The organism is Methylobacterium sp. AC690, from assembly GCF_979256535.1.
This window is the reverse complement of the sequence record NZ_CEEDOX010000157.1, coordinates 1-231: the sequence shown is the minus strand read 5'-3', so window position 1 is coordinate 231 and position 231 is coordinate 1. Positions and strand designations below refer to the sequence as shown.

Sequence of the window (231 nt, the reverse complement as noted above, 5' to 3'; positions counted from 1 at the left end):
ATTTCCTCCGGCCCGACGATGCCCTGGCGTTCGTCCGCGAGCACCCGGCCGAGATCGGCGTTGCTATCGCCGACTTCGAGATGCCGGGCATGAACGGCATCGCGTTCATCCGCGCCGCCCGGGACATCCCGGGCGTCGAGCATGTGCCGGTGATCATGGTGACGAGCCTGGACCCGCGCGCGCTGCGCCGGGACGCGCTGGCCGCCGGCGCCACCGATTTCCTCGCCAAGC

The 231-nt window shown here is 71.0% G+C and carries 1 protein-coding gene; it reads left to right on the top strand.

Annotated elements, in window-relative coordinates:
* On the top strand, window positions 1–231 hold a 231-nt coding region (locus tag AC0IY1_RS25705), incomplete at both ends, for a response regulator (RefSeq protein ID WP_471773396.1).